Raw genomic sequence first — 23,705 nt, forward strand, 5'->3', positions numbered from 1 at the left:
AAACAGGGAATTTCGTACGGCAAGGAATGTACGTATTGAGCATGGCATTTTTGAGTCTCCCACTGTGGGCAGCCTCAATAAATGCTGCAGAGAACAGTACCTCGCAAAACGCTATCGAAAAGGTGGATTTTGCAACTTTGCCGGGCGATAAGGTGAATATCAAAATCACCTTGAGCCAACCTCTTAAAAATCCGCCTGCTGGCTTCAGCCTGACTGACCCAGCTCGTATAGCCTTGGATTTTCCTGATACTGTCAATGCGCTGCAAAAAAATTCCTTGAGCGTGGGGCAAGGCGTTCTTCGCAGCGTTAGTTTTGCGCAGGCGAAGGGGCGCACACGGATGGTACTCAACCTGACTAAACCATCCTCGTATACCTCAAATGTTAGCGGCAACGAAGTTAATGTTGAGTTGCAGACTTCTGGCGTAGCCGCTGCCGGTGGTAATGCCTCGAGCACGGTAACTCGTTTTGCCGAAGCAAAAATTGGCGAACAACGTCACTCGATAAGCAATGTCGATTTCATGCGTGGAAAGAATGGCGAAGGCAGGGTCGTCGTCGACTTGTCCGATAACGCGACGGGCATTGATATCAGACAACAGGGCCAGAAAATTCTGATCGATTTTATCAATGCCGATATAACAGAAAACCTGCAGCGTCGCCTCAATGTAACAGACTTTGCTACGCCGGTTCTGAATGTGGATACGGTGCAGTATGGCAAAAATGTCCGAATGACCATTGAGCCCAAGGGTTTGTGGGAGCACTCGGCCTATCAGGCGGATCGCAAATTTATCGTGGATGTCAGGCCATTGGTTGAAGATCCCAATAAGCTTATCCAAGGCAGTAAGCAAGGATATAAGGGAGAGAAACTCTCGCTTAATTTCCAGAATATTGAAGTGAGATCGGTATTGCAGGTCATTGCTGACTTTACCGGCTTCAATATCATTACCGGTGACAACGTAAGCGGAAACATTACCTTACGCCTTAAGGATGTGCCTTGGGACCAAGCCCTCGACATCATTATGCAAACCCGTGGATTGGGTATGCGGAAAAACGGCAACGTAATCTGGATTGCCCCCAATGAAGAATTGGCAGCTAAGGAGAAGTCGCGTCTGGATGCAGAGTTGGAAATTGCCGACAGAGAGCCCCTTGTCACGCAATCCTTTGCTGCCAAATATCAAAAAGCTGCCGACTTGAAGACGTTGATCAGTGATTCCAAGCAATCAATGCTCTCCAAACGAGGAAGTGCAGTTGTAGATGTACGCAGCAATACCTTGTTCGTGCAAGATACAGAGAAAAATCTCGCAAAGATCGAGAAAATCATTAATCAAATTGATATTCCTGTCAGGCAAGTGCTGATTGAAGGTCGTATCGTTTTGGCTGACGATGGTTTTTCTAAAGAGCTCGGAGCTAAGTTTGGTTTTGTAGGTAATAGAGATTTGGGTGTTGGAACAAGCCCTTCTAATTCTGGGATTTCTACCGGTAATACGGTATCAAATATATACAATAATCATATTAATCAAGTTTCTGTGCCTACCGATTTGAATGTAAATCTTCCAGCTACTTCTGGCAATGCGAGCTCGATCGGTTTTCAAATTTATAATATTGCGCGAGGTTTTATTCTCAATTTGGAATTGTCAGCCGCTGAAGCAGATAACAAAACAAAGACAATTTCATCGCCTAAGGTGATTACAGGTAACCAGCAGAAAGCTGTGATTGAATCTGGTGTTGAGATTCCATATCAGGAGGCATCAAGCAGTGGTGCTACAAGTGTTTCCTTTAAAAAGGCGACGCTTGGGTTAGAGGTAACGCCTCAAATTACGCCAGATAACAAGGTCAATATGGATCTGCTGGTTAAAAAGGACTCAAGAGGCGATGTTACTAATGGCGTGCCAGCCATCAACACCAACCGCGTGGAAACCAAGGTCCTTGTTGACAATGGGGAAACTGCAGTTCTAGGTGGTATCTTTGAAGAAACTACAACTAAGTCTGTCGATAAAGTTCCTTTCTTTGGCGATTTGCCGGTTTTGGGGTATTTATTCAAGCGAACATTGAACGCAACTGACAAGAATGAGCTGCTGATTTTCATTACACCCAGGTTGCTGGACGATACCCTCAAAGCAGACTGATATACCGTTCTTCGGCCATCGGTTAAAATGCCCGTCATGCAAATGGCGGGCAATATTTTTTTTGTGGGTTTGATGGGTGCGGGCAAAACCACGGTTGGCAAGTTGCTGGCCAAGCGGTTGGGCAAGACATTCTACGATTCCGATCATGAAATCGAAAACCGTACAGGCGTCAACATCCCGGTGATTTTCGAACTGGAAGGTGAAGCCGGGTTTCGCAAGCGTGAAGTCATGGCGATTGAAGAACTTACTGCCATGCACGACATTGTCCTTGCCACGGGCGGAGGTGCAGTGCTGTGCAAGCAGAATCGTGAAAACCTGAGTCAGCATGGGACGGTTGTCTATCTTCGCGCCAGCGTCAATGAGCTTTGGCATCGCACAAAAAACGACAAGAATCGGCCTTTGCTGCAAACGGACGATCCGCGAGCAAAACTCGAAAAACTCTACACCGAACGCGATCCCTTGTATCGCGAAATTGCCGACATCATCATCGACACTGGTGATCAATCCGTAGGCTCTATCGTGCAACACCTCGAAGAAATCTTGAACAAACATGCAAACGCTTACCGTTGAATTAGGCGACCGGTCTTACCCCATTCATATCGGGCAGGATCTGCTGAGCCGTACCGATCTGATTCTTCCTCATCTCAAGCGCAAACAGGTGGCGGTGGTGACCAACACTACTGTTGCGCCGCTGTATCTGGAACAACTGGCAGAGCCGTTGCGTGCGCAAGGTGTTTCGGTGCTTCCTATCGTCCTGCCGGATGGTGAGCAATACAAGAATAGCGACACGCTGAATACAATCTACGACGCGTTACTCAGCAACCGCAGCGAACGCAGTACGACGTTGATTGCACTCGGCGGCGGGGTGGTTGGCGATATGACAGGCTATGCCGCGGCTACTTATCTGCGGGGCGTTCCATTCATACAGATTCCTACAACGCTGTTATCCCAAGTGGATTCATCGGTAGGTGGCAAGACCGGCATCAATCATCCACTGGGCAAGAACATGATCGGTGCTTTCTATCAGCCGCAGCTGGTCCTGGCAGATACCGATACGCTCAATACGCTGCCTGACCGCGAGTTGTCGGCGGGTATTGCAGAAGTGATCAAATACGGTTTGATCCGTGACCCGGATTTCTTCTCATGGCTTGAAACAAACATGCTGCTATTGCGTGAACGCAATCCGCAAGCGTTGGGATATGCGATTTATCGCTCATGTGAGAACAAGGCCACTGTTGTGGCGGCAGATGAAAAGGAAATCGGGGAGCGTGCCTTGCTCAATCTCGGGCATACCTTCGGCCATGCCATCGAGAATGGCATGGGCTACGGTGTATGGCTGCATGGCGAAGGCGTAGCCGCGGGCACCATGCTGGCCGCAGATCTTTCGCGGCGCATGGGCTGGTTGAGTCAGGCGGATGTGGAACGCATCGAGCGTAGTTTCAAGGCCGGCGGCTTGCCAACGGAAGCGCCGGCGCTTGGCGCAGATAAATATCTCGACCTGATGGGGCTGGACAAGAAAGTCGCGGATGGAAAAATCCGCCTTATTCTGCTGAAAGCCATCGGTCAAGCCGTCATGACGGGCGATTATCCTCAGGATTTACTCAAGGAAACGCTGGCGCTGGCATGAAAACGCTCGCCCCATACGCTGCCAATCCGGAGCGCTCGAAGGGCAGGCAATCGCATGAGGCTCCGCCTGAAGGACGCAACGAATTTCAGCGGGATCGCGATCGCATCATTCATTCCACCGCGTTCCGGCGGCTGGAATACAAAACCCAGGTATTCGTTAATCACGAAGGCGATCTGTTTCGCACCCGCTTGACACACAGTCTAGAAGTCGCGCAAATCGGTCGGGGTATCGCGCGCAATCTTGGGCTGCATGAGGATCTGGTCGAAGCTATCGCACTTGCGCACGATCTCGGCCATACCCCTTTCGGGCATGCGGGGCAGGATGCGCTTAACGAATGCATGCGCGATTACGGCGGATTTGAGCACAATTTACAGTCGCTGAGAGTCGTGGATTTACTCGAGCAACGTTATGCGGATTTCGACGGACTTAATCTGACTTTCGAGGTGCGCGAAGGCATACTCAAGCACTGTTCGATACAGAATGCACGGCAATTGGGAGATGTAGGTGAGCGTTTCCTCCTGAAGCAGCAGCCATCGCTGGAGGCCCAGGTCGCCAATCTTGCCGACGAAATCGCATACAACAATCACGATGTAGACGACGGTTTGCGTTCGGGACTGATCACGCTGGAACAGCTTTCCGAAGTGTCTGTTTTCGCCCGGCATCTGGCCGAGGTCAGGAATCGTTATCCGCAACTCGAAGGGCGACGTTTGATTCATGAAACCGTACGTCGTATGATCAATTCGCAAGTCCAGGATCTTTGCCGGCAAAGCAGCAAAAAAATCAGCGAAGCCAATCCAGCCAGTATCGACGACGTGCGCAAGGCAGAGCCGCTCATCGCATTCAGCCCGGAAATGCAGCAACAGCAACTGGAGCTCAAGCAATTCCTGCGCAACAGGCTCTACCGGCATTACCGCGTCAATCGCATGAGCAGTAAGGCACAGCGCATCATTCGCGATCTTTTCGCTGCATTTCATGGCGATCCAAAACTAATGCCGGACGAGTTCCAATTGCGTGCAAGTGAAATAAAGCCGCGCGCCGTGGCGGATTATATTGCCGGGATGACGGATCGATATGCGATACGCGAGTACAGGCGTTTATTCACGGTAGAGGAATTGCCGCTGTAGATATAAAAAGGGCAGCCAATAAGCTGCCCTTTTTATGGATGGTGCCGGAGATAGGAGTCGAACCTACGACCTTCGCATTACGAATGCGCTGCTCTACCAACTGAGCTACACCGGCGAGGGATGAATTATAAGGTTTTGCCTTAAGCAGGGCAAACGGGGCGTGGCTAATGGACCTTCGAATACCCGATAATGCCCAGCATGAAACGCACAAATCCATAGGCTAGCCAGGCGAACAAGCGCCGTGTCAGTGGAGCTTTCTTCCAGTCGCCCTGAAGAACGCGTTGCGCCCCGGTGTCGATGCTACGTTGCAGGTCTTGCCGCAGTTCATTGGCGAAATCCTTGTCGTTGACGACGACATTGGCTTCGTGCGAAAGCAGCAGGCTGAACGGATCGATGTTGGATGAGCCAATCGTAGCCCAATGACCGTCGATCACCGCGACTTTTGAATGCATGAAGCTCGCATGGTATTCGTGAATTTCAATGCCGCCACTGAGCAATTGCCCATAGAGCGCCCGTGTTGCATAGTCCACCAGCATATATTCCACACGGGCCTGTAATAACAACACAACACGCACCCCACGGCGGGATGCAGCGAGCAGCGCCTGGCGGAAGCGCCGGCCGGGCAGGAAATAGGCGTTGGCGATGACGATTTCGTCGCGGGCGAGACGGATGGCGGAGAGATAGGCGCGTTCGATGGCGCGGCGGTACAAGGCGTTGTCGCGTTTTACGAATGCGGCGCGCATTCCGCCTACGGCGGTCGTGTCCGTGTGCATATTGCTGAGCGTCGCCTGGCGCAGGGCGGCCCAGGCGACGCGGCGCCACATGCGGCGCATGGTGGCATGCATGGCCAGTACCGCCGGGCCTTCGACGCTGGCGGCATAGTCGATGCGAGGAGGAATGTGGTCGGGCGTATTCATATCATCAATGATGTTGATACCACCCACGAAGCCGATCCGGCCATCGATCATTGCCAGCTTGCGATGCAAGCGACGCAGGCGGTTTCGCTTGAGCGTCCACGGCGAAATCCTCGGGCGAAAATACAGCACCTCGACTCCGCCAGCTTGCAAATCGCGAACGAAATCTCTGGAAAGATCCTTGCAGCCGAATCCATCAAGCAAAAGACAAGTGTTGACCCCGCGCGCAGCAGCGCGGCACAGAGCGTCGGCGATTCGGGTGCCGATGACATCGGGCTCGTAAATATACGTTTCCAGCAGGATTTCATACCGGGCCTGATCGATGGCATGCTCCAGCGCCGGGAAGAATTCCGTGCCGTTGCGCAGCAGTGTCACCCGGTTTCCGGGCAGCAGCCTGGTCATATGGGAAGCAGCGTTGCGGATAGAGCAGCATGGTCGGACACGCGCGCAAATGCGGTGCCGCCATGCACCATGGCGTTATGCACATGAAAGCCGCGTACGTAGATGCGATCCAGCCGCAGCAGCGGGAATACGCTGGGAAAACTGCGTGCCGGCTTGCCATAACCGTGCTCGAACACTTCGCGCAGATTGAGACTGTTGGCCAGCGTCTGTCCGGCTTTCATGCGCCAGTCGTTGAAGTCGCCGGCAATGATAAGCGGCGCGTTTGGCGGTACCATGGATTCGATGCGTTCGCGCAGCCAGAATAATTGCTTTCTGCGCCAGCGCGCGAATAAGCCGAGATGCACGCAGATGCAGTGCAAATCCTGGTCCCAGCCGGGGACGTGCACTTCACAATGCAGCATGCCGCGTTGCTCTGAAGTGTGTGCCGAGATGTCGATGTTCTCCCATCTGGCAATGGGAAATTTGGAAAGTAGCGCGTTTCCGTGATGGCCGGCGGGGTAGATGGCATTCTTGCCATACGCGTAGTCGTTCCAGATGGAGTCGGCGAGGAATTCGTGCTGGCTTTCCGTGGGCCATAGCTTGAAACGTCGCTGGTGGTGGGCATGCGCACCAAGGACTTCCTGCAGAAAAACGATGTCCGCCTGCAGGTGGCGAATCAGTTCGCGCTGCTCATGCAGCACCAGACGTGCATTGAAGCTGGTAACGCCCTTGTGGATATTGAATGTGGCGATGCGTAGCTGGCGATGCATGATCCTCGATCAGGAAGCTTCCAGCATCCGGTCCAGCGCAAGTTTCGCCAGCGCGGTTTCTTGCGGCGAAACATGGATGCGGTTGACGACATTGCCTTCGGCCAGGTTCTCCAGCGTCCAGGCCAGATGCTGCGGGTCTATGCGTGCCATCGTGGAGCATTCGCAGACGATGGAGGACATGAAGCGCACGATCTTGCCTTCAGGCTTCATGCGTTCGGCCAGGCGATTGACCAGGTTGAGCTCGGTGCCGACCAGCCAGCGCGTGCCGGGCGCTGATTCCGCGACGGTGCGCAGGATGTATTCGGTAGAGCCGACGTAATCGGACAGGTTGCACACTTCAAAGCTGCATTCGGGGTGAGCGATGACCTTGCCTTCCGGGTGCTCATTGCGGAAACGCAGGATATCCTGCGGGCGGAACATCTGGTGGACCGAGCAGTGGCCTTTCCACAGCAGGATTTTTGCATCGTCGATCTGTTCCTTGGTGAGTCCGCCCAACGGCAGGTCAGGATCCCAGACGATCATCTTTTCCAGCGGAATGCCCATCTTGTAGCCGGTCCAGCGGCCCAAATGCTGATCGGGGAAGAACAGCACTTTCTCGCGGCGCGCGAATGCCCATTCGGCGATCTTGCCGGCGTTGCTGGAAGTGCACACGATGCCGCCATGCTCGCCGCAGAAGGCCTTCAGGTCGGCGGCGGAGTTGATGTAGGTGACCGGGGTGAATGTAGTATCGAAATCGTAGTGTTCCGACAGCTCGCGGCGGCAGCGCTCGACCTTGGATAGATTGGCCATGTCCGCCATCGAGCAGCCGGCGGCCATGTCTGGCAGTATTGCGATCTGGTCCGGACGCGACAGGATGTCGGCGACTTCGGCCATGAAATGCACGCCCAGGAACACGATAAATTCCGCATTCGATTCGGCGGCGTAGCGCGACAGCTTCAGCGAATCACCGGTGAAGTCGGCGTGCTTGTACACGCCTTCCTGCTGGTAGTGATGACCAAGGATGACCAGGCGGTCACCAAGCTTTTGCCTGGCCGCAATGATGCGCTGCTGCAGGTCGTCTTCCTGCACAGCCTGGAATTTTTCGAATTTGATGGGCGCTGTTTGCATGATAGCCAAAATATAAAAGTTATCTAATCTTACAACGTTAAACCGTAACGCTCACCCAATGCGCGCAGGGCAAGCACATTGGTCCATGAAAAAACCCGCGTCGCCGCCAGACGCCAATCTACCCACTCGTAGTTAATGTGTTCGTTTGGCGCGAGTGTGACCGGCATCACCGTGGGGAGTTCCAGCCCGAACACATGCTCGATATTGTGCGTCACTCCCGGCGCATAGCGATGACGCCAATGCGTGAAAATCTCATATTCATTGGACAATTGCCAATCGGCAAGATTGTAGTGTTCCGCATCCAGTCCGGTTTCTTCCTGCACTTCGCGAATCGCGGTTTCGCGCAGGCTTTCTTCGCCTTCGCGGCTGCCGGTAACCGATTGCCAATAACCCGGCTTGTCTGCGCGCTCCAGCAGTAGCACCTCAAGGGCCGGCGTGTGTATCAAAACCAGCACTGAAACCGGCTGTTTGTAAGCCACTAGTCGCCCTCGAATGCGCAAAGGGCATAAACCGCGTGGCCAGCCTGTTCCAGGCGTTTTCGGCCGCCGACATCCGGTAGGTCGATGACAAAACAGCATTCGACAACCGTCCCGCCGGCTTTTTCGATCAGCGTGGCGGCAGCCAATGCCGTGCCGCCGGTGGCAACCAGGTCATCCACCAGCAGAATCTTCTCGCCTGGCTGAATCGCGTCACGATGCAATTCGACGCGGTCGCTGCCGTATTCCAGTTCGTAATCGTGGCCGATTTTGTCACCTGGCAACTTGCCCGCTTTGCGAACCGGCACGAAGCCGACACCCAGTGCGAACGCCAGCGGCGCGCCGATGATGAAGCCGCGCGATTCGATGGCCGCTACCTTGTCGATTTTCATGTCCGCATAACGACTCACCAGTTCGGTAATCGTGATCCGAAAACCGACCGGGTCTTTCAGCAGTGTGGTGATATCACGGAACTGAATGCCCGGTTTCGGGAAGTGCGGGATGGTGCGTATGCGCGACTTGACCGGCATGCGCAGCCTGTTATCCGGCGGCATTCTGCTGACGCACGCGGATATGCAGCTCGCGCAACTGCTTTTCGTCGACTTCGTTCGGTGCCTTGGTCATCAGGCATTGCGCACGCTGGGTCTTGGGGAAGGCAATCACGTCGCGGATCGATTCCGCACCGGCCATCAGCGTCACCAGGCGATCCAGGCCGAAAGCCAGGCCACCGTGCGGAGGCGCGCCATATTGCAGCGCGTCGAGCAAGAAGCCGAATTTTTCCTGCGCTTCTTCCTTGCTGATCTTGAGCGCGTCGAACACCTTGGACTGCACTTCCTGCTTGTGAATACGGACGGAGCCGCCGCCAACTTCCCAGCCATTCAGCACCATGTCATAGGCCTTGGACAGGCAATCGCCCGGGTTGGTCGCCAACATGTCCTCGTGGCCGTCCTTGGGGCTGGTGAACGGATGGTGCAGCGCGACCCAACGGTCGTTTTCTTCGTCGTGTTCGAACATCGGGAAGTCCACCACCCACAGCGGCGCCCAGGCGCGGCCATCGACATGACCCTTCTCGTGGCCGACCTTGAGTCGCAATGCGCCCAGCGCTTCGTTGACCACCTTGGCCTTGTCGGCACCGAAGAAAATGATGTCGCCGGACTGCGCGCCGGTCAACTCTACGATGGCCTTGAGCGAATCGATGTGCAGGTTCTTGACGATGGGCGATTGCAAGCCGGTTTCGTTCAGTTGCGTCATATCGTTGACCTTGATGTAGGCCAAGCCCTTGGCGCCGTAGATCTTGACGAATTCGGTGTAGGCGTCGATCTCGCTGCGCGAAATCGACGCGCCGTTGGGTACGCGCAACGCGGCAACGCGGCCGCCGGCCATGTTGGCGGCGCCGGAAAACACCTTGAAATCGACTGTCTTCATCACATCGGTGAGCTCGGTGATTTCCAGCGTCACGCGCATGTCAGGCTTGTCGGAGCCGTAGCGGTTCATTGCTTCGGAGAAAGACATGCGCGGGAACGGGTCGGGCAGATCGATATTCTGCACGTCCTTGAACATCTTGCGGATCATGTCCTCGACGATGGTCATGATCTTTTCCTCGCCGAGGAAGGAAGTTTCGATATCGACCTGGGTGAATTCCGGCTGGCGGTCTGCGCGCAAGTCTTCGTCGCGGAAGCACTTGGTGATCTGGAAATAGCGATCGAAGCCCGACACCATCAAGAGCTGCTTGAACAGTTGCGGCGACTGCGGCAGCGCGAAGAACATCCCGTGGTGCACGCGCGACGGCACCAAGTAGTCGCGCGCGCCTTCCGGCGTGGAGCGGGTCAGCATCGGGGTTTCGACTTCGATGAAGCCGTGGCTGTCGAGGTGATTGCGCAGCGTCTTGGCGACCTGGTAGCGCAGCATCATGTTCTTCTGCATCGCCGGGCGGCGCAGGTCGAGGTAACGGTGCTCCAGGCGGACGGTCTCGGAGAGATTGTCGTCATCCAGCATGAACGGCGGTGTCAGCGACGGATTGAGAATTTCGATCTCGCTCGCCAGCATTTCGACTTCGCCGGTCGGGATGTTGGGGTTGACCGTGCCTTCCGGGCGCGGACGCACCTTGCAGGTGATTTTAAGCACGAATTCATTGCGCACGGTTTCGGCATTGGCGAAGGCGGCAGGCGTATCCGGATCGATCACGATCTGCGACATGCCGGTACGGTCGCGCAGGTCGATGAAGATCACGCCGCCGTGGTCGCGACGGCGATGCGCCCAGCCGCACAGGGTTACGGTCTGGCCGATGTGTTGGCTGTTGAGTTCGCCACAATAATGAGTACGCATAGGAATTCGAATCTGTTTTTAGAATAAAGGGGTTGGGTTAATCACCGGCGTAGGTGCTGGCGGGAGATTTCTCGGCCGGCACGACCACGCCCATGGAAATGATGTATTTCAGTGCTTCGTCCACGCTCATGTCGAGTTCGATGACTTCGCTGACCGGCATCATCAGAAAAAAGCCGGAAGTCGGATTGGGCGTGGTGGGAACATAAACGCTGACATGTTCACCCGGCAGAAGCCGCGCAACGGAGCCGCCAGGATGGCCGGTTTGAAAGGCTATCGTCCAGCTGCCGGCTCGCGGATACTGCACCAGCAGCGCCTTGCGAAATGCCTGCCCGGAATCGGAAAACAGCGTGTCCGACACCTGTTTGACGCTGTAGTAGATCGATTTGACCACTGGAACGCGCGCCAGCAGGCCTTCCCAAAATAGCAGGATGCGCTTGCCGAAGAAGTTGGTGGCGATCACGCCTGTCACAAGGACGATCATCACCGTCAGCAAGGCGCCCAATCCGGGAATGGTATAACCCAGGCGCGCTTCCGGCCGCCAGGATGACGGAAGCAGCAGCAGGCTGCTGTCCATGATGCCGATCAGCGTGGTGAGCACCCAGATGGTGATTGCCAGCGGCACCAGCACCAGCAGGCCGGTAATCAGGTAACGTTTGAACATTTAAGCGTATGGTTTTAGTGGCAGGCGCAACTGCCGCCGCACGGTGTAGACGCAGGGGCGCTTTCTTCCTTGGGCTTGGCGGCAGTATTCCCGCCTTTGAAGTCGCTGGCATACCAGCCGTTGCCCTTGAGCTGGAAGCCGGGGGCGGTCAGTTGCTTGGAAAAAGTCGCGGCATGGCATTGCGGACACTCGGTGAGTGGATCCGCACTCATTTTTTGCATGACGTCTTCCGCATGCCCGCATGCGGAGCAGCGATATGCATAAATCGGCATGATGATAACTCCCTAAAAAAACAAAATTATACCTTAATCGGCAGCCGCTATTTAAATGTGGGTCAGTTGAAGGGTTTCAAGGGGAATGCTCGCTTATTCGCGATCTCTGCGGATAAAAAAAAGGAGCAAATGCTCCTTCGGTTGAGTGCTGGCGGATAACCGGAAATTGGTTGTCGGAGTTATGCAAAGCCCGCTTCTTAATTATTTGTTGAAGCGTTGTTTGACCTTTGCTTCGCAGCTATCCTTGACATCGCCGGCGAAGCTGTCGCATTTCTTCATTTCTGCCTCGAAGGTTGCGTCGATCTTTTCTTCGCGGGCATCTTTCTTGGCTTCGTTGATATCCTTCTGAGCTTTATACATCTCCTTCTTTGCCTCGACGTCTGCCAGCGCGCGGTCACGTTTTGCTTCGGCCTGGGTTACACAAAGCGATTTGGCGTCGCCCTTCTGATCGTCGCATCGTTCCTTGTCAACGTCGAATTCGGCTTTGGCGCGCACCTTGGCGGCGGCGATCCTTTCCTTGCCGGTATTCTTGTAAGCGGCTTCGAGTTCGGCCTGGGCGATATCTTCCTTGGCATTGGCCTCGGCAATGCATACATCGCGTTTGTTGCCCATGAGGTTTTTGCATTTCGCCTTGTCGGCATCATGCGTTTTCTCGATATTGTCCTTCTGAAGCTTGTAATCTTCCTTGGTCATGGCTTGGCTAATGGCTTGCGCATAGACTGGAGCAGCCATCAGCATGCTTATCAGGCCTGGTATCAACATCTTTTGGATGGTATTCATACAATCATTCCTTTCGCATATCGGTCAGATCCAGTTTTCGTTGCTGCAGCGATCATTGAACTGCTTCACCTGCTTTTCGGCTTCTTCCTTGGTTATTCCGTAAAGTTCCTGAATCTTGCCGATAAGCATTTCCCGGTTTCCCTGGATCTGGTCCATCTGATCGTCGGTGAGCTTGCCCCATTGCTGGTGCACTTTGCCCTTGACCTGTTTCCAGTTACCTTCGATTCGATCCCAGTTCATGACTTCTTCTCCTTTTGAAAATAACGGCACACCTTCTTATTGATATGGTGTGACACCATGAATTCATGCTAAGGATTTGTCCGTGAGGGAGCAGTCGGACCGGGGCGAGATTTTTTATAAGAGGAGGTGAGGTGGTTTTGTAAGATTATTCTGGCAACAAACAATAATTATCGGTTATTGCCATCGAGCAAGGTATTGGCTTCTTTTTCAATGGCCTCAATCGCTTCGTCGAAATGCATCGATTTATCGAAAAAGTATTTAACGCCAAGCGCTTGCGCACGATGGCGGTAGATCACGTAAGCATGATTGGTCAGCACCATGGTGATGGGGGGCGGATAGGGGAAATCCGGTTTGTTGATATCCTGCAAAACATCGAAACCGGTGCCGTGGGCAAGCTCGATGTCGACGACTACCATGTCGAATCGGCGCGACCGCAGGAGTGCAATAGCCTCGGCGGAGCCCGCGGCAAAGCCGTCGAAGCTGGCCACGCTTGAGCCGTCGAGCGCTTCCCTCAATGCCTCTCGAATGAGCGCCGAATCTTCAACCAGCATGACATGGATGCGTTCCCGCTCCATGATATCCGGCATGTTTTGCATTTCAGCGACCACTTTTTGGGGGCACACCTCGCGATGTGAGAATCCAATAGCTAACATGATCGATTAATGATAAATGGTTGTTCAGGGTTGTACTATCCGAAGCAGGACTACAAATTCCTGCAAACTGCTTCACTTTATCCTAATTGATCAACTCGTTCTTGATGGCGTAATAAGTCAGATCGGCGTTGGTTTTCATATTCATTTTTTCCAGTATCCTGGCGCGGTAAGTGCTCACCGTCTTGACGCTGATGAAAAGCTCTTCGCCAATTTCCGTGACGGATTTGCCGGTTGCCAGCTTGAAAAAAACCTGGAATTCCCGATCGGACAACGTTTCGTGCAGTAATTTGTCCGAAGGCTGCATCAATTCGCTGGCCATCAGCTCCGCCAGCGCGGACGAAATATAAAGGCGGCCGGCGCAAATGGTGCGGATCGCCTTGATGATTTCATCCGGATCGGCATCCTTTGAAAGATAGCCCTTGCAACCGCTACGGATCAGATTGAGTGCATATTGCTGCTCGGCGTACCCGCTCAGGATCAACACTGGAAGGTCCGGTGCGACGCGCTTCAAATCATGCAAGGTATCCACACCGTTCTTGTTGGGCATGGAAATGTCCAGCACGACAATGTCGAACTTCTGCTTGCGTACTTTCTGGATCGCCTCGTTGCCGCTTGCCGCCTCGTCCTCGACGCGCATGTCGTTTTCCAGGTCGATCAGGTTGCGCAAACCCGACCTGACGATGCTGTGGTCATCCACCAACAGGATCTTTTTCATGATGAATCCTATCGAGTCTATGAACTGCGGTGCGGGATTCCGCTGCTAAAGTTATTGACGCTTGCTCCAGTCCGCAAGTTCGTCGGCATGCTCCTCCTCCTTGGCCAGGATGTCCTCCAGCATGCGTCGCGTGGTCGGATCCTTGTCGCCGATATAGCGAATCATTTCGCGGTAGGTATCGATGGCAATGCGCTCCGCAATCAGGTTCTCGCGTATCATTTCTTCAAGGCTTGCGCATGCGACGTAATCCGAATGACTGCGCTCCGCCAATCCTTGCGGCGAGAAATCCGGCTTGCCGCCAAGCTGAACGATACGCGCGGCAATCCGGTCTGCATGCTCTTGCTCGTCTTGCGCATGAATGGCGAATTCCGAGGCAATGGACTCGGAGTTCAGCCCTACCGCAGTGAAATAATGCATCTTGTATCGCAAGACACATACTAGCTCAGTGGCGAGCGCATGATTCAGCAATTCGATTACCTCTTCGACATCTCCTTGATAACTCGAAGTATGTGCGCCTTCCAGGACATCCTTGCGAGCATTTTCGCGGATGGCCGAAATATCGATATTAAAATGTTCCGCCGGCGCGGTTGGCGCCGGAGTGGTTGTCGTTGTGAGTTCGGTTTCCATCTCATCGCTCCATCTGGTATGCATGGCAAAGCGCAACACTATGAAAGTGTTGCGCTTTCTGTTGCTGGTTGCAGGCCTATCGTGGCTGGTCCGAATCAGGCGACCGATGCATCAACCAATAGGTCACCAGTGCTCCGGCCCCGGCGGCTACAAGCAGGCTGGACATCGGATGTTCGTAGACGGTCTTTCGCGTGTGAAGCCTGGTCGTGTCGAGCCTGGCAGTCAGTTCGCCTTCGCGGCCTTCCGCCCAGTCAGCAACTTTCCTGGTTACGTTATCCAGGCTTTGGCGTACTTGCTGGCGGACTTCATATGTGGTTTCCGGCCTGAGTAGGTCATAAACCTTGCCTAGCAATAATTCGATTTCAGACTTGATTTCCGTTCCTTCCTTGCCGACGCGGTCGCTCAAGTTATCCAGGGTTTCCCTGGTTTCAGTTGAAATGTCGGCAGCGGTTGCCTTGGTGCGAGCTGCGATGTCGTCCGCAACTTCCTGTGTACCTTCTTTAATTTCCTGTACTTTTGAACTTAGCATGATGAAATTTCCTCTTAAAACTTGAATGTCATTGAAACTTTCGATGATCTTGGGGGACTCGCGAGCGCTATTTGAATACGCCTACAAGTATTGAAATGATCGTGATGACTAAAAAGACAAAGAACAGAATCTTGGCAATTTCTGCTGCGCCCGCAGCAATGCCGCTAAAGCCGAAAAAGGCGGCAATCAGGGCGATCACAAAGAAAACGACGGTGTAATAAAGCATGATTTTCACCTTTCTGTATGGAGGTGCTTGATAACACCTATGGAATCACTATAAACATCGAAGGCGACTGCATTTAGCAGTTGTTAGATGAATAACAAGTAAGAAAAAACTGACAGGGGTAGTACTGCACGGTCGCAGAAGGGGCCAGCATGAAGCTTTACTATTGGTGCCGGGAAGCGGTACGAAGCATTGGGTTACGTTTGATACTGGTATTGGCGGGTTATGTCCTGCTTTCGATGTTGGCGATAGCGCTCACCGATGCATGGATGGGGGCGCTGGCAAGGCAGAATGACTACCTTACCAATTCGGGTGAAACGAACACGCTGATCAATGAGTTGCGTACTCGCATGCAGGAAGCGGAAAGTGTGCAGCGCGGATATCTCATCAGCCTCCAGAACAAGTATGTCCCCGTGGACGAAAAAGCCATCGAGCCACAGGTTAATAATGTGCAGCAAACCATGCGCGCACTGGAAAAACATGTGACTTCAGGCGGAGAGCCAGAGCAGCGCTATGCGGAACTGCTCAAGAGCATCTCCGCCGATGTCGAGGGCAAGTCTACCGAGTTGCAGATGTCCGTAACACTGGCGCACAAGGGCAATATGGAGGCTTCCATGCAAATGGTGAACTCCGAAGAAAGCCGAAAGCGGATGGATCAATTCATGGAGAAAACGCAGGCCTTTGCGGACAGCATGAGCAAGGACATCGCGCGCATGATCGAGAAGCGCGCCAATACAATGGCTGCCGGACGTTTCTCCGTAGCGGCGAGCATATTACTGGTGCTGGTGCTGCTCGTGTTGTCGGTAAAGAAGCTGGTCGAGGAAATTGTGGATCGCGACCGGCTCAGTAAAAAGCTGGAAACCGATGTCGTTAATTTCGAGCAGAAACTCGAAGAACGCACCAGCATGCTCAAAACCCTGGCCGTGGACTATCAGTACGATGTCGAGCGGGAGCGTAGAAAACTGGCGCGCGAGTTGCACGACGAAATGGGCTCCATCCTCACCGCGACCAAAATGGATATTTCATGGGTGCTGCGCAAAATCAAGGATGTGTCGCCGGAAGCGAGCGAAAAGCTGAACCGGACCTTGCGCTATCTGGACCAGGGAATCGAACTCAAGCGCCGGGTAGTGCAGGATCTCCATCCATCCTTACTGACGACTTTTGGCCTGATCCCTGCCCTGAAGGCTCTGATCGAGTCGGCTGCGGATCGCAATCAGTGGGAACTCGACATGGAGTTGCCGGACGAAAACATGCATATCAGTGAAGCCTTGGGGCTAATCGCCTACCGGGTCGTTCAGGAAAGCCTGACTAATGCTACCAAATACGCAGAGGCGACCAAGGTCTCGGTACATCTTCAAGTGGATGACCGTTATCTCAAGCTCGAAATTGCGGATAACGGAAAGGGCATGGATTTAACCCAAGGCTACGAAGTGACGCATGGGCTAAAGGGCATGCAGCATCGCGTAACAGCGATCGGGGGAAAATTGCAGATCGACAGCGAACCCGGCAAGGGTATGTTTACCCTTGCCCTGATTCCGCTGAATGCCGCTGCCGAGTCTCGACCGGTGAGTGCGGCCGATTAGGCGGAGCACAAAGGATTACTTTTGCTGGACTTCTTCAGCCTTGTTTTCCAGTTTTTCACCACCCGATTGAATGTCCTGGCCGGCGCCTTTCATCGTATTGCAAGCCGTCAGAAAAATTACAGACAACAGACCCAGCATGAGAACGCAGCGTTTTATCATTTTCGATTCTCCATTCACTTTTTGAAAGGACGTCCGGTAGCGAATTGTGTGCTTTCGGACACGTCGATTCAGTGTATGAATAAATGCGCTCAAACGCTGCTGGTTGATAACCGAAAAGTACGTAGGTGAAATCTTACAAAATGGCTGTTTTCTGGCCCGAAACCGCTACACGATAAGCCGAATCGGTGCCGGCTGGCGGATGGGGAAGCGCTTCGAAAGTAATTCCCGGCACTCCATTGCATTCTGTGCGAAATGCGCCCGTCACCAGGGTCTCGCCTGATTGCGCAAGATCTTCGCCGAGGCGGCTCGCGGCATTCACTTCTGCGCCGAATACGTCGGTGTCACCGATGCGCAGCATGCGTCCATAACCCAGGCCGATGCAAAGCAGCACCTTTTCTTCTTGCAGCCGGCTGAAGTTGTAGTCGCGTACCGTCTGCTGCATGGCAAGCGCACATTGCAGGCATTTATGCGCATTCCGGAAAACCGCCAGAAAGGAATCCCCTTCTACTTTCAGCACGAATCCATCGTGATTATCGATGACGGGAATCAGGAGGCGTTCGGATTCGTAGATAGTCTGGAGAAAATGGATGATGCCGAACTCGGCCACACGTCGCGAAAACCCGGAAAGATCGGTAAACATCACACACCAGTCCTCGCCGAACAAATCCCAGATACGCTCGTCAATCCGCTGCTTGTCGGCCCCCGGTTGCAGGCGCTCCTGTATCAGGCGCGTCAAGCGTTCTTCGGAGCGGCGGGTATTGAGCGGGTCGTGGCGGGCCATGAAGCGTTCTCGTCTGGTTGGATAAGGGCAATAAGTAAATATTTACTACAGATTTTAGCGTAAAACTTTTCAGGATTGACTCACGCGAGAACTCGCCTTTGTCTAACGCTGAGTAAAAGAAAATGGCCGCAAAAGCGGCCGTTTTCTTAATGATTCGATTCTGGCAATGACTGGTCAGAACGGAATATCGTCCTCGAAGTCGTCGAAGCCGGATCCGCCGCCCGCTGGGCGGGGCGTGCCGCCGGAAGGCTGTTCGCGGGATGCCTGCTGGCGTGGCGGCGGAGACATATCGTCGCCGTCGTCCATCACTTCAAAGGCATTGCCGCCGCCTGTACGTCCGCCCAGCATTTGCATGCGGTCGGCGACCACTTCGGTAGTGTTGCGCTCGTGGCCTTCCTTGTCCGTCCATTTGCGGGTTTGCAGGCGGCCTTCGATGTAAACCGACGATCCCTTTTTCAGATATTGCCCTGCGATTTCCGCCTGCTTGCCGAACATCGAAATGCGATGCCATTCGGTACGTTCCTGGCGTTGGCCGCTCTTGTCCTTCCAGGTATCCGTGGTGGCGATGCTGAACGATGCCAGCGCATCGCCCGAAGGCATATAGCGCATTTCAGGATCGCGGCCCAGATTTCCGACCAGAATTACCTTGTTTACCGATGCCATCTCAATTTTCCTTTCCAATTAATTGCAGCGCTGCTTCTTCATCCCACGCATGCATGTCCACCTTGAGCAGAGCCACGCCTTCATCCGCCAGCACCACGGCTTCGCGTACGCCTTGCAGCCGCAGCAACTGGTCGGCGAGTTCCAGTCCTTCTTCGGCGGTCATTTCCGAAAGGTGGAACATGCGGCTTTTTACGGCGGGCGGCGCTTTCATGCTAACTGCGAAGGCCAGCCACAATGCGATCAGCACGCTGCAGAATATGAAAACCGCAGCATAGCCGTAGATGTGCGATAGCCAGCCGCCAACGGCTCCGCCGAGGAATATGCCCAGCGATTGCGAAGTATTATACACACCCATTGCCGTGCCTTTGGAAGCGGCGGGAGCCACCTTGGAGATTATCGAAGGCAGGCTGGCTTCGAGAACGTTGAAGGCAATGAAGTAGGCTGTCAGCGAGGCGACTATGCCCCAGAACTGATTGATCGAGGATGCGAACAGCAACTGCGCTCCGAACATCAATGCGATGGCAGCGACAAATATGTTTTTAAGCTTGGCTTTCTTTTCGCCATAGATGATCGCCGGCACCATGCATACGAAGGAAATGCCCATGATCGGCAGATAAACCTGCCAATGATGGTTGGCGTCGAGGCCGCCGCTTTTCATCAAGGCGAAAGGCACGACGACGAACATCGCCATCTGCGCCGCGTGCAGCGCGAAAATGCCGAAGTTGAGACGAAGTAGCTGGGTATTCCTGAGGACTTCCGACAGTTTTGACGCGGAGGCTTCCGCATCGGAATGGAAGCGGCTGATCTGCGGGTCGGGCACGACAAAGCGGACAACGAGCATGGCCAGCAAGGTCAGGATGCCGGTCAGCGCGAAAATTCCGGGGATGCCTATCCATTGATTGAGGGCGGGGCCGGCCACCAGCGAGAAAGCGAAGGTGATACCGATGGTTCCGCCTATCATCGCCATTGCTTTGGTGCGATGCTCTTCCCGCGTCAGATCGGCAACCAGGGCCGTGACGGCGGCCGAAACCGCTCCCGCCCCCTGAATTGCGCGACCGACAATCGTCATCTCGATGGTTTGCGCCAGCGCCGCGATGAGGCTGCCCAGGGCAAAGATTGCCAGTCCGAAATAAATCACGCGCTTGCGCCCGTAACGGTCGGACGCCATGCCGAACGGCAGCTGGAAAACGGCCTGCGTCAAGCCGTAAGCGCCAAGCGCGAGGCCGATCATCAGGTGACTGGGATTACCGGGCAGACCTTCGGCATAAATCGCGAAAATCGGCAGGATCAGGAACATTCCCAGCATGCGAAGGCCGTAAATGGAGGCCAGGCTCAGGCTTGCTCGCAGTTCGAGGGAGGTCATGCGTTCCGGGTTGGGCATTGGAAAAATGATTGAGGTGACAGGTGAAAATTGCGTATATTAACAGGTTGACCCACTCTCGAGACAGCATGGATACCATACGCATCCGCGGCGCGCGTACGCATAACCTTAAAAACGTTTCGCTGGATCTGCCGCGCAACAAGATGATCGTGATCACCGGCCTTTCCGGCTCGGGTAAGTCCTCACTCGCCTTCGACACCTTATATGCCGAGGGACAGCGTCGTTACGTGGAATCGCTTTCCGCCTATGCGCGACAATTCCTCGCGCGCATGGACAAGCCCGACGTCGACTTGATCGAAGGCCTCAGTCCCGCGATTTCCATCGAACAGAAATCGACCTCGCACAATCCGCGCTCCACCGTCGGCACGGTCACCGAGATTCACGATTACCTGCGGCTGCTGTACGCCCGGGCCGGCGATCCGGAGTGCCCGGAGCACGGCATCAAGCTGGAGGCGCAGACCGTGTCGCAAATGGTCGATCACGTGCTGGCTCTGCCGGAAGACACCAAGCTGATGATCCTCGCGCCTGTGGTTTCCAACCGCAAGGGCGAGCAGGTCGAACTGTTCGACGAAATGCGTGCGCAAGGTTTTGTTCGGGTGCGCGTCGACGGCGAGATTTATGAGCTGGATGCCGTCCCCAAACTCGCCAAAACCACCAAGCACAACGTGGATGTGGTGGTGGACCGTCTCAAAGTGCGAGCGGATGTGAAACAGCGTCTGGCGGAATCATTCGAGACGGCATTGCGTCTTGCGGAGGGCCGCGCGCTGGCGCTGGAGATGGATACCGGGAAAGAACATCTCTTTTCGGCCAAATTCGCCTGTCCGCTGTGCAACTATTCGCTGGCCGAACTGGAGCCGCGTCTTTTCTCGTTCAACAACCCTATGGGCGCTTGCCCCAAGTGCGACGGTCTCGGGCAAATCAGTTTCTTCGACCCCAAGCGCGTAGTCGCTTTTCCGCATCTTTCGCTGGCGGCCGGTGCGATCAAGGGCTGGGACAGGCGCAATCAGTTTTATTTCCAGATGCTGCAAAGCCTGGCAGAGCATTACGGCTTCGATCTCGATACCACTTTCGAAAACCTGCCGCCGGAAATCCAGGAAATCGCATTGCACGGCAGCGGCAAGGAAAACATCTCTTTCCGCTACATGAACGAACGCGGCGGTTTTTATCTGAAGAGCCATCCATTCGAAGGCATCCTGCACAACCTCGAACGCCGCTACCGCGAAACCGATTCGGTGATGGTGCGCGAGGAACTTGCCAAGTATCTGAACGGCTGCCCTTGCCCCGAGTGCGGCGGCACGCGCTTGCGCAAGGAAGCGCGCCACGTGCGCGTCGGCGGCAGCAATATCCACCAGATTTGCGAAATGCCGTTGCGGCAAACGTTAAGTTTCTTTGAGGCGCTCAGGCTGAGCGGGCAGAAACTGGCCATCGCCGACAAGATCGTGCACGAAATCAGCAGCCGTTTGCGCTTCCTGACCAACGTGGGGCTGGATTACCTGTCATTGTCGCGCTCGGCGGAAACGCTGTCGGGCGGCGAGGCGCAGCGCATCCGTCTTGCCAGCCAGATCGGCTCCGGCCTGACCGGTGTGATGTATGTGCTGGACGAGCCCTCTATCGGCCTGCATCAACGCGACAATGATCGTCTATTGGAAACCCTGTTCCGTCTGCGTGATATCGGCAACAGCGTGATCGTTGTCGAACACGACCAGGATGCAATCCTGTCTGCCGATTATGTGGTGGATATCGGCCCCGGCGCGGGCGAGCATGGCGGCAGGATCATCGCCGAAGGCACGCCCGAAGAAATCAAGAGCAATCCTGATTCGCTGACGGGACAATACCTGAGCGGACGCAAATCCATCGAGGTGCCGAAAAAGCGTCACGGGCCCGACCCCAAGCGCATGCTCAGGCTCTCGCAGGCCGAAGGCAATAACCTCAAAAAAGTGACGCTTGATCTGCCGGTCGGCCTGCTGACCTGCGTCACTGGCGTTTCCGGCTCAGGCAAATCCACGCTGGTTAACGATACGCTGTACCGCGTTGTCGCGCGTCATCTGTACGGCAGTTCCACTGAGCCCGCCCAGTACGAAGCCATCGAGGGACTGGAATTCTTCGACAAGGTAGTCGATGTGGACCAGAGTCCCATCGGCCGTACGCCGCGATCCAATCCGGCAACCTATACCGGGCTTTTCACGCCCATCCGCGAGCTGTTCGCCGGCGTGCCGGAATCGCGCGCGCGCGGCTACGGGCCGGGCCGATATTCCTTCAACGTCAAGGGCGGCCGGTGCGAAGCGTGCCAGGGAGATGGCGTGATCCGGGTGGAAATGCACTTCCTGCCGGATATCTACGTGCCATGCGACGTATGCAAGGGCCACCGCTACAACCGCGAAACGCTGGAAATTCACTACAAGGGCAAGAATATCCACGAAGTGCTGGAAATGACCGTGGAGCAGGCCAACGAATTTTTCCATGCGGTGCCGGTGGTACAACGGAAGCTGCAAACGCTGCTCGATGTCGGCCTGGGATACATCACGCTCGGGCAATCCGCGACCACGCTGTCCGGCGGCGAGGCGCAGCGCGTCAAGCTGGCGCTGGAGCTTTCCAAGCGCGATACCGGCCGCACGTTGTACATTCTCGACGAGCCGACCACCGGTCTGCATTTCGCCGACATCCAGCTGCTGCTTAACGTGCTGCATCGCCTGCGCGATCACGGTAATACCGTCGTGGTCATCGAGCACAACCTGGACGTCATCAAGACAGCCGACTGGCTGGTGGATATGGGGCCCGAAGGCGGAGATGGCGGCGGCACCATTGTGGCCGAAGGTTCGCCGGAAGCTGTGGCGGCGTCACCGCGTAGCCATACCGGAAAATACCTCAAGCCGATGCTGTGCTCGCCTAACTAATCAGGGAAGCGCCGCCAGACGCATTCTGGCGGCAATGGTGGCGGTTCTGCGGGCAAGCCCGCGCGCATTGCGATGGTCATCGTAATAGCGCGGATTGGGGATCATGGCCGCCAGCCTGGCGGATTGCCACGCACTCAGACTGGCAGCGCCCGCGCCGTAGTAATGACGTGCAGCGGCTTCGGCGCCGAATACGCCGTTTCCCCACTCGATCACATTGAGATAGATTTCCAGAATGCGGCGCTTGCTCATCATTTTTTCGAGCATCAGCGTAATCACGGCTTCCTGCAATTTGCGCCAGGGCGTACGCTGGGTGGAAAGAAACAGGTTTTTTGCGAGCTGCTGGCTGATGGTGGAGCCGCCGGCGACGACGCGGCCTTTCTTCAGGTTTTTCTCATACGCTTTCTGGATGCCATCCCAATCGAAGCCCTCGTGCACCACGAACTTTGAATCCTCGGCCACGACAACCGCGCGCTTGAGGTTGTTGGAAATCCGCTTGTACGGTACCCATTTATGGCGCAGCTTCGCTTCAGGATTTTTTTCCTGCATGAGTCCCAGGCGGTCATTCATGAAAGCACTGGAACCGGGATTGTGATTGACCCACCAGCAGATGTGCAAAAAGATCCATAGCTGATAGACCAGCACAAGAACAACGAGCGCAAGCAGCCCGCGCCAAAGGAATCCGCGCCAACGCATATCG

General features: G+C 54.8%; 26 protein-coding genes and 1 tRNA gene. 6 read left to right on the top strand and 21 right to left on the bottom strand.

Translation table 11 applies throughout. The features are described 5' to 3' along the window. The first annotated feature begins 41 nt into the window (after window positions 1-41). Genes pilQ through A7976_RS07800 form a run of 4 tightly spaced genes read left to right on the top strand, consistent with a single transcriptional unit; the run spans window position 42 to window position 4,874 of the window. Window positions 42-2,123 carry a type IV pilus secretin PilQ gene (gene pilQ / locus A7976_RS07785; RefSeq protein ID WP_240483828.1) on the top strand — a complete coding sequence of 694 codons (2,082 nt, stop codon included), beginning with the start codon at window positions 42-44 and terminating at the stop codon, window positions 2,121-2,123. Window positions 2,124-2,159: 36 nt separating this feature from the next. Then, window positions 2,160-2,693, top strand: coding sequence for a shikimate kinase AroK (gene aroK / locus A7976_RS07790; RefSeq protein ID WP_067110237.1), 534 nt, complete (start codon window positions 2,160-2,162; stop codon window positions 2,691-2,693). Next, complete coding sequence (gene aroB / locus A7976_RS07795) at window positions 2,674-3,750, top strand: 3-dehydroquinate synthase (protein ID WP_067109729.1); 1,077 nt, start codon at window positions 2,674-2,676, stop codon at window positions 3,748-3,750. The genes aroK and aroB overlap by 20 nt, the downstream gene beginning before the upstream one ends. Continuing rightward, on the top strand, window positions 3,747-4,874 hold the full coding sequence (locus tag A7976_RS07800; protein ID WP_067109732.1) for a deoxyguanosinetriphosphate triphosphohydrolase: 1,128 nt from the start codon (window positions 3,747-3,749) through the stop codon (window positions 4,872-4,874). Before aroB ends, A7976_RS07800 begins: the two co-directional genes overlap by 4 nt. 39 nt (window positions 4,875-4,913) lie before the next feature. On the opposite strand, the gene A7976_RS07805 is transcribed toward A7976_RS07800, so the two are convergent. The 16 genes from A7976_RS07805 to A7976_RS07880 all read right to left on the bottom strand — a co-directional run bounded on the left by A7976_RS07805 (window position 4,914) and on the right by A7976_RS07880 (window position 15,550). Then, window positions 4,914-4,989, bottom strand: a tRNA-Thr gene (locus A7976_RS07805). A 49-nt stretch (window positions 4,990-5,038) separates the two neighbouring features. Then, the gene (gene clsB, locus A7976_RS07810) at window positions 5,039-6,190 is read right to left on the bottom strand and encodes a cardiolipin synthase ClsB (RefSeq protein WP_067109735.1); all 1,152 of its coding nucleotides are present in this window, start codon (window positions 6,188-6,190) and stop codon (window positions 5,039-5,041) included. Next, a complete protein-coding gene (locus A7976_RS07815; protein ID WP_067109739.1) occupies window positions 6,187-6,939 on the bottom strand; it encodes an endonuclease/exonuclease/phosphatase family protein in 753 nt (250 codons plus the stop codon). Before A7976_RS07815 ends, clsB begins: the two co-directional genes overlap by 4 nt. 9 nt (window positions 6,940-6,948) lie before the next feature. After that, a complete protein-coding gene (gene nadA, locus A7976_RS07820; protein WP_067109742.1) occupies window positions 6,949-8,046 on the bottom strand; it encodes a quinolinate synthase NadA in 1,098 nt (365 codons plus the stop codon). Between the two features lie 29 nt (window positions 8,047-8,075). Beyond that, the gene (gene nudB / locus A7976_RS07825; protein ID WP_240483829.1) at window positions 8,076-8,525 is read right to left on the bottom strand and encodes a dihydroneopterin triphosphate diphosphatase; all 450 of its coding nucleotides are present in this window, start codon (window positions 8,523-8,525) and stop codon (window positions 8,076-8,078) included. Continuing rightward, window positions 8,525-9,052 (bottom strand): adenine phosphoribosyltransferase, encoded by a 528-nt coding sequence (locus A7976_RS07830; RefSeq protein WP_067110240.1) that lies wholly within the window; start codon window positions 9,050-9,052, stop codon window positions 8,525-8,527. The genes nudB and A7976_RS07830 overlap by 1 nt, the downstream gene beginning before the upstream one ends. Before the next feature lie 10 nt (window positions 9,053-9,062). Beyond that, entirely contained in the window at window positions 9,063-10,847 is a 1,785-nt protein-coding gene (gene aspS, locus A7976_RS07835; protein WP_067109745.1) for an aspartate--tRNA ligase, read from the bottom strand. Between the two features lie 37 nt (window positions 10,848-10,884). After that, window positions 10,885-11,508: a DUF502 domain-containing protein gene (locus tag A7976_RS07840; RefSeq protein WP_067109748.1), complete on the bottom strand. Its 624-nt coding sequence runs from the start codon at window positions 11,506-11,508 to the stop codon at window positions 10,885-10,887. A 14-nt stretch (window positions 11,509-11,522) separates the two neighbouring features. Then, entirely contained in the window at window positions 11,523-11,780 is a 258-nt protein-coding gene (locus tag A7976_RS07845) for an FmdB family zinc ribbon protein (RefSeq protein ID WP_067109751.1), read from the bottom strand. A 201-nt stretch (window positions 11,781-11,981) separates the two neighbouring features. Next, window positions 11,982-12,560 carry a hypothetical protein gene (locus tag A7976_RS07850; protein ID WP_082878043.1) on the bottom strand — a complete coding sequence of 193 codons (579 nt, stop codon included), beginning with the start codon at window positions 12,558-12,560 and terminating at the stop codon, window positions 11,982-11,984. A 24-nt stretch (window positions 12,561-12,584) separates the two neighbouring features. Continuing rightward, window positions 12,585-12,800, bottom strand: a complete 216-nt coding sequence (locus A7976_RS07855; RefSeq protein WP_067109754.1) for a CsbD family protein — start codon at window positions 12,798-12,800, stop codon at window positions 12,585-12,587. Between the two features lie 167 nt (window positions 12,801-12,967). Next, window positions 12,968-13,396, bottom strand: coding sequence for a response regulator (locus tag A7976_RS07860; RefSeq protein ID WP_240483830.1), 429 nt, complete (start codon window positions 13,394-13,396; stop codon window positions 12,968-12,970). A gap of 139 nt (window positions 13,397-13,535) precedes the next feature. Beyond that, window positions 13,536-14,168 carry a response regulator transcription factor gene (locus tag A7976_RS14960; RefSeq protein ID WP_067109757.1) on the bottom strand — a complete coding sequence of 211 codons (633 nt, stop codon included), beginning with the start codon at window positions 14,166-14,168 and terminating at the stop codon, window positions 13,536-13,538. A 51-nt stretch (window positions 14,169-14,219) separates the two neighbouring features. After that, window positions 14,220-14,795, bottom strand: coding sequence for a bacterioferritin (locus A7976_RS14965; RefSeq protein WP_067109760.1), 576 nt, complete (start codon window positions 14,793-14,795; stop codon window positions 14,220-14,222). A 76-nt stretch (window positions 14,796-14,871) separates the two neighbouring features. Next, the gene (locus A7976_RS07875; protein ID WP_067109763.1) at window positions 14,872-15,324 is read right to left on the bottom strand and encodes a hypothetical protein; all 453 of its coding nucleotides are present in this window, start codon (window positions 15,322-15,324) and stop codon (window positions 14,872-14,874) included. 67 nt (window positions 15,325-15,391) lie between these two features. Further along, the gene (locus tag A7976_RS07880) at window positions 15,392-15,550 is read right to left on the bottom strand and encodes a DUF1328 domain-containing protein (protein WP_067109765.1); all 159 of its coding nucleotides are present in this window, start codon (window positions 15,548-15,550) and stop codon (window positions 15,392-15,394) included. Window positions 15,551-15,699: 149 nt separating this feature from the next. On the opposite strand from A7976_RS07880, the gene A7976_RS07885 reads away from it, so the two are divergent. Continuing rightward, the gene (locus A7976_RS07885; protein ID WP_067109768.1) at window positions 15,700-17,130 is read left to right on the top strand and encodes a histidine kinase; all 1,431 of its coding nucleotides are present in this window, start codon (window positions 15,700-15,702) and stop codon (window positions 17,128-17,130) included. Window positions 17,131-17,145: 15 nt separating this feature from the next. Here A7976_RS07885 and A7976_RS14820 read toward each other — a convergent pair whose 3' ends face one another. The 4 genes from A7976_RS14820 to A7976_RS07900 form a co-directional block, all read right to left on the bottom strand. Continuing rightward, the gene (locus A7976_RS14820) at window positions 17,146-17,289 is read right to left on the bottom strand and encodes an entericidin A/B family lipoprotein (RefSeq protein ID WP_240483831.1); all 144 of its coding nucleotides are present in this window, start codon (window positions 17,287-17,289) and stop codon (window positions 17,146-17,148) included. 133 nt (window positions 17,290-17,422) lie between these two features. Continuing rightward, window positions 17,423-18,070: an adenylate/guanylate cyclase domain-containing protein gene (locus tag A7976_RS07890; RefSeq protein ID WP_067109771.1), complete on the bottom strand. Its 648-nt coding sequence runs from the start codon at window positions 18,068-18,070 to the stop codon at window positions 17,423-17,425. 174 nt (window positions 18,071-18,244) lie between these two features. Beyond that, on the bottom strand, window positions 18,245-18,733 hold the full coding sequence (locus A7976_RS07895; RefSeq protein WP_067109774.1) for a single-stranded DNA-binding protein: 489 nt from the start codon (window positions 18,731-18,733) through the stop codon (window positions 18,245-18,247). Window position 18,734: 1 nt separating this feature from the next. Next, the gene (locus A7976_RS07900) at window positions 18,735-20,096 is read right to left on the bottom strand and encodes an MFS transporter (RefSeq protein WP_240483832.1); all 1,362 of its coding nucleotides are present in this window, start codon (window positions 20,094-20,096) and stop codon (window positions 18,735-18,737) included. An 86-nt stretch (window positions 20,097-20,182) separates the two neighbouring features. Here A7976_RS07900 and uvrA point away from each other — a divergent pair, with 86 nt between their 5' ends. Beyond that, window positions 20,183-23,008, top strand: a complete 2,826-nt coding sequence (gene uvrA, locus A7976_RS07905) for an excinuclease ABC subunit UvrA (protein WP_067109780.1) — start codon at window positions 20,183-20,185, stop codon at window positions 23,006-23,008. Here the strand turns inward: uvrA and mtgA are convergent, their stop codons facing one another. Next, window positions 23,009-23,701: a monofunctional biosynthetic peptidoglycan transglycosylase gene (gene mtgA / locus A7976_RS07910; protein WP_067109783.1), complete on the bottom strand. Its 693-nt coding sequence runs from the start codon at window positions 23,699-23,701 to the stop codon at window positions 23,009-23,011. Window positions 23,702-23,705 lie beyond the last annotated feature (4 nt).

Origin of the sequence: Methylobacillus sp. MM3, from assembly GCF_001645185.1 — a bacterium.
Taxonomy (GTDB): domain Bacteria; phylum Pseudomonadota; class Gammaproteobacteria; order Burkholderiales; family Methylophilaceae; genus MM2.